Here is a 5,403-nt window from a genome sequence, read left to right on the forward strand (position 1 = left end):
TGGCGGCGTTGGACCGGCAGGGCGCACAGGGCGTCGCCGCGCCGGCGCGGATGGACAGCGAGGGCCTGCTCGCGTTGCCGGCCCTGGCGGATCTGCATGGCCTGCGCGCCGGTCTGGTGACCGCGCCCGGCGGGCGCGGGGGGATCGCGCAGACCCTGGAGCAACGCGGTGCCCGGCTGCTGCGGGCCAACGTCTATGTCCGCCGTGCGCTGCCCATTGCGCCGCGCATGCTGCAGCGGCTGCGGCACGCGGCCACGCCGTGGGTGCTGGCAGTGAGCAGCGGCGAGGCACTGACCCTGCTGCTGGCGCAGTTGCCGGACGATCTGCAGGCCCCCCTGCGCGAGGCCCTCGTGGTGACCGCCAGCGAGCGGCTGGCCGCGCAGGCGCGCGCGGTCGGCTTCGGGCAGGTGCAGCTGGCGGCAGGGCCGTTGCCTTCGCAGCTGGTTGCCGCTGCACACGCCGCGCTCATCCCGCCCGCATCTTCCTGAACAGGGCGCCGGAGCGGTCTTGCAGGCGGCTCGGGCGGCGGGCGATGCTGTGCGCCACGTCGCTCGCCAGCCAAGCGGATTGCCCGGCGCGCGCGACAAGGATGCCCGTATGAATGACCCTGTTTCGCCTTCCTCTCCGCGCCGCCCCCTGCGCTGGATCGTGCCGGTCACGGCGTTGGCCGTGCTGGCCGGCGGCGGTGCCTGGGGCTGGACGCAGTGGCAGTCGCGACAGGCGCAGGAGCGTGTGCGCGAGGAGAATGCCCAGTTGCAGGTGCAGGGCCTGCTGGACAGTGTCGAGGCGCTGCGCCGCGATCAGCGCTCGACCTCCCAGCGCGTGCAGGACGCCGCCGCGACCAACCGGGTGCTGCGCGATGAAATGCTCGGCCTGAGCCAGCGCAATGCCCTGCTAGAAGAAAACCTGGCCAAGCTGGCCGACAGCACCCGCCACGGTGCCCAGGCGCTGCAGCTGGAAGAGGCCGAGCTGTTGCTGAGCCAGGCCGGCCAGCGGCTGGCCTATGCCGATGACGCCGACGGCGCCAAACGCCTGTATGCCTTGGCGGCCGCCTCGTTGGACGATGTGCAGGGCAGCGAGTACCTGAACCTGCGTCAGGCGCTGATGCAGGAGCGCAATGCCGTGGATGCACTGGGCCCCGGGGTGCGTGCGCAGACCCAGGCACGGCTGGGCCGGTTCGCCCAGGCGCTGACCGCGCTGCCCGAGCAGATCGACGCCCCGGCCGATACCGCTGTTGGCAGCCCCTGGTGGCACCAGGTGCTGGCACCGTTCGTGACCATCACCCCCACCCGCCTGCAGGGCCCGTTGACCGAGGCCGAGCGGGTGGCCGCGTGGGATTCGCTGCAGCTGGAACTGACCCTGGCGCGGGCCGCGGTGGAGCGCGGCGATCAACCCGGCTATGTGCAGGCGCTGGACCGCGTGGCGCTGTGGCTGCCGCGGCTGTGGCCGGATTCACCTGCTCTGCGCGAGCAACGTGCTGAACTGCATCAACTACGCGCCTGCGAGCTGCGTCCATCGCTGCCCGAACTGGGCAGCACCCTGCAGCAACTGCGCTCGATGCGTAACGGGAGGTAATCGATGAAGCCCTTTCAATCTCTGGTGGTCCTGCTCTTGGCCGTCGCCCTGGGCGTGATCGCCTCACAGTGGCTCGGCACCGAACAGCTGCGGCAGTTCGGCGAAGTGATCTATCGCTACGGCGGCACCGACTACCGCTCCACCGTGCCGCAGGTCGCCCTGATGGTGCTGGTGGGCCTGCTGGTGCTGTGGCTGCTGTGGAGCCTGCTGGCCTCGCCGTTCCGCGCCTGGGACCGCTACCGCCGCAAGCAGGGCCGTGCGCGCCTGACCGAGGGCCTGCAGGCCCATGAACAGGGCCACTGGCAGCGTGCGGAAAAGCTGTTGACCAGCGCCGCCGAAGACAAGGAAGTGAGTGCTGTCGCCTTGGTCACTGCGGTGCGCAGCGCGCAGGCGCGCGACGACGACACCGCGGTCAACCAGTATCTGCAGCGCCTGGCCGCCGAAGACGCCACCAGCCATGCCCTGCTGCAGGCCGAACGTCTGCTGGCACAGGAGCGCCCGGTGGATGCGATCAACGTGCTCGACATCGCCGCGATCCAGCCGCTGCCGCCCCGCGGCCTGTGGCTGCGCACCGAGGCACTGGCCCGTGCCGATCGCGCGCATGAGGCGTACGGGCAGCTGGGCGCGCTGCGCAAGCAGAAGGTGCTGCCGGACACCGCCGTGGCCGAACTGGAAATCCGCCTGGCGGCCCAGTCGCTGCTGGAGGCCGGTGATGTCAACGCACTGGCCGCGCAGTGGGAGGCCACGCCGAAGGCCCTGCGCAGCGATCCGGACGTGGTTTCGGCCTATGCCCTGCGGGCGGTTGCCTTGGACTGGGACGAACCGGCCCTGCTGAACCTGGAGCAGGCGCTGGACACGCGCTGGGACGAATCGGTGGTGACGCTCTACGGCCAGATGCCGGTGGAGAAGCTGGCCACGCGCCAGGCCAACCTGCAGCGCTGGTTGACCACCCAGCCCTCCAGCCCCGCACTGCTGCTGGCGCTGGGTCGCATTGCCGCCCGTCAGCGCCAGCACACGCTGGCCGAGGATTACCTGCACCGCGCGATCGCCGCTGGTGCCGGCCCGGCCGCTTGGGAAGCGTTGGGCGAGCTGTTCCTGGAACGCGGCGAGACCGCACTGGCCTCGCAGTGCTTCGCCAATGCCCTGCGCCAGCAGCGCGGCGACGACAGCGTGGCGCTGGCCCGTGCCTCGACCGCGACGTCGCTGGACCCGATCGTGCCCGAGCGCGCCACCGTCGAAGAGCAATCGCTGATGGGTGAACCGGCGCCGGTGCATGATCGCCTGCACGTGGAGCAGGGCCGCATGCACGTCGAGGAAGATCGCCTGCACGTGGAACGCGACGAGTTCGGCAACCCGCGCCTGCCGTAACAGCCGGCGCGGGATTTGGGACATCCACGCATGGCGTGGATCTACCCGGAAACGAAGAAGGCCGCCCTTGGGCGGCCTTCTTCATTTCCTGCGTCGGCGATCAGCGCTCGACGATCGCCACCACGCCCATGCCGCCGGCGGTGCAGATCGAGACCAGCGCGCGGCCACCGCCGCGTTCGGCCAGCTGCTTGGCCGCCGTGGCGATCACGCGGGCGCCGGTGGCGGCGAACGGGTGGCCGGTGGCCAGCGAGGAGCCCAGCGGATTGATCTTGGCCGGATCGATCTTGCCCAGCGGCGCCTCCAGGCCCAGCCGGTTGCGGCAGTAGTCTTCGCTTTCCCACGCGCGCAACGTGCACAGCACCTGTGCAGCGAAGGCCTCGTGGATTTCGTAGAGATCGAAATCCTGCAGGGTCAGGCCATTGCGCTTGAGCATCTCCGGCACCGCGATGGTCGGCGCCATCAGCAGGCCTTCGCCGTGTACGAAATCAACGGCCGCCACCTGCGAATCACGCAGGTACGCCAGCGGCTCGTGGCCATGCGCGCGCGCCCACTCTTCGCTGGCCAACAGCACCGCCGAGGCGCCGTCGGTGAGCGGGGTGGAGTTGGCGGCGGTCAGCGTGCCGCGCCCGGAGACCTTGTCGAAGGCGGGCTTCAGCGTGGCCAGTTTTTCCAGCGAGGTATCGGCGCGCAGGATGTTGTCGCGCTCCACGCCGCGGAACGGCGCGATCAGGTCGTTGAAGAACCCGCGCTCGTAGGCAGCGGCCAGCTTCTTGTGCGAGGACACCGCCCACTCATCCTGCGAGTCGCGGGAGATGTTCCACTCCTTGGCCATGTCTTCGCAGTGGTCGCCCATGCTCTTGCCGGTGCGCGGCTCGGCCACGCCCGGGAACTCCGGCTTGAGCTCGCTCAGCTTGAAGCCGCGGGTCAGTGCCTTGAGCTTGTCGCCGGTGCTCTTGGCGCGGTTGGCCGCCAGCAGGCGCGCGCGCAGCTTCTTGCCATAGACGATCGGCACATCGGAGGTGGTGTCCGAACCGCCGCCGATGCCCGAATCGATCTGGCCCAGCGCGATCTTGTTGGCCACCGCGATGATCGTATCCAGCGAGGTGCCGCAGGCGCGCTGCATGGTGATACCGGGGGTCAGCGGAGACAGGCCCGAGGACAGCGTGGCTTCGCGGCCGAGGTTCCAGTCGCTGGAGTGCTTGATCACCGCGCCCATCGCCACTTCGCCCAACTGCTGGCCGTGCAGGCCGAAGCGTTCGACCAGCGCACCGAGGGTGCGCACCGACATACCGAGGTTGCCGACGTCCGAATAAGCCGTGTTCTGGCGACAGAACGGAATGCGGACGCCGCCGAGAATGGCGACGGGACGGGCGTTGGGCATGGAGATACCTGGCATGGGAGGGGTGTCTGCAACATGGCCTGCACGAAGGAGCAGGCATAATGGGGCCAAGTGTAGCTGCCGCCCTGTGATGGGCCAACCGTGAAACCATGAGCAAACCCGACCACGGCATGAATGCCATTGGCGTACTGGCATTGGAACTGGCCGGCGGCGACGCCCCGCGCCATGCCGCGCTGTCCTCCGAACAGGCTGGTGAACTGGCCGAGCGCGTCGGCCGCGATCTGGCCAAGCTGGTGCCCGGCGTCAGCGGGCTGGACTTCGTGTTCGCCGGCGCCCATTTCGATCCGGCGGAAATCCTGCGCCCGGGCTGGCCGGTGCACCGGCGCCTGGAAGAACTGCAGATGCGCGCCCCGGGCCGCAACCAGGGCCCGCGCGTGCTGGCCTTTGGTGCCGGCGCCGACGGCGATGTGCCGTTGCCGTTCCAGGCCGATGCCAGCCTGACCGGTGGCGGCCTGCGGGTCGTCCCGTTCCTGCTGACCGGCACCGAAGTCGTCCAGACCCAGGCCGTGGCCGAAGCACTGGAAGAGGTGCTGCTGGCCCAGGGCATGGCGCAGGCCGATACCGCGCTGCAGGCGCAGAACGCCTTCGGCGCGCAGATCGAGCACGCCCGCTATTTCACGGTGAATGATCTCGCCGCGATGATGTCGATGCAGTACGACAATCAGGGCCTGGCGATTCTGTGGCCGCTAATCGAAACCGCGCTGATGGCACCGCACGTGGAAGAGTGGCTGGATGCCGCGCCGGAGCCGCTGCTTCGATACGCTGATGGCGAAGTGCGTATGGCGCTGTTCGATCCCGCCGGCTGGTGTGCGTACTACAACCACGGCACCGGCGACTGCGATCGCCTGCAGGGCATCTACGACCAGTACCTGATCCGCCAGCGGCAGATGGCCGCCGTGCTCGAAGCGCATGGCCTGCCGGTGCTGTTCGTGCATTGCGAGGCCGGACAGGACGCGCGCGAGCTGCTGGCGCGTTGACGGTAGTGCCGGCCGCTGGCCGGCTCCCTCGGGAAAATCGATATCGCTCATTGCAGCCACGCATGGCGTGGCTCTTATCTCTTG

General features: G+C 69.4%; 5 protein-coding genes. 4 read left to right on the plus strand and 1 reads right to left on the minus strand.

Annotated elements, in window-relative coordinates; genetic code table 11:
- From HMPREF3113_RS10165 to HMPREF3113_RS10175, 3 genes are all read left to right on the plus strand, one after another.
- Positions 1 to 488 (plus strand): uroporphyrinogen-III synthase (locus tag HMPREF3113_RS10165; protein ID WP_175440347.1); only part of this gene is annotated, 488 nt, incomplete at its 5' end.
- Positions 489 to 597: 109 nt separating this feature from the next.
- A complete protein-coding gene (locus HMPREF3113_RS10170) occupies positions 598 to 1,575 on the plus strand; it encodes a uroporphyrinogen-III C-methyltransferase (RefSeq protein ID WP_070472010.1) in 978 nt (325 codons plus the stop codon).
- Positions 1,576 to 1,578: 3 nt separating this feature from the next.
- Entirely contained in the window at positions 1,579 to 2,943 is a 1,365-nt protein-coding gene (locus HMPREF3113_RS10175) for a heme biosynthesis protein HemY (RefSeq protein WP_070472012.1), read from the plus strand.
- Positions 2,944 to 3,043: 100 nt separating this feature from the next.
- Here HMPREF3113_RS10175 and HMPREF3113_RS10180 read toward each other — a convergent pair whose 3' ends face one another.
- Positions 3,044 to 4,339, minus strand: coding sequence for an acetyl-CoA C-acetyltransferase (locus tag HMPREF3113_RS10180; RefSeq protein WP_026070059.1), 1,296 nt, complete (start codon positions 4,337 to 4,339; stop codon positions 3,044 to 3,046).
- 92 nt (positions 4,340 to 4,431) lie between these two features.
- On the opposite strand from HMPREF3113_RS10180, the gene HMPREF3113_RS10185 reads away from it, so the two are divergent.
- On the plus strand, positions 4,432 to 5,319 hold the full coding sequence (locus tag HMPREF3113_RS10185) for a hypothetical protein (RefSeq protein ID WP_070472014.1): 888 nt from the start codon (positions 4,432 to 4,434) through the stop codon (positions 5,317 to 5,319).
- Positions 5,320 to 5,403: the final 84 nt, after the last annotated feature.

The organism is Stenotrophomonas sp. HMSC10F06, from assembly GCF_001807865.1.
Taxonomy (GTDB): domain Bacteria; phylum Pseudomonadota; class Gammaproteobacteria; order Xanthomonadales; family Xanthomonadaceae; genus Stenotrophomonas; species Stenotrophomonas bentonitica_A.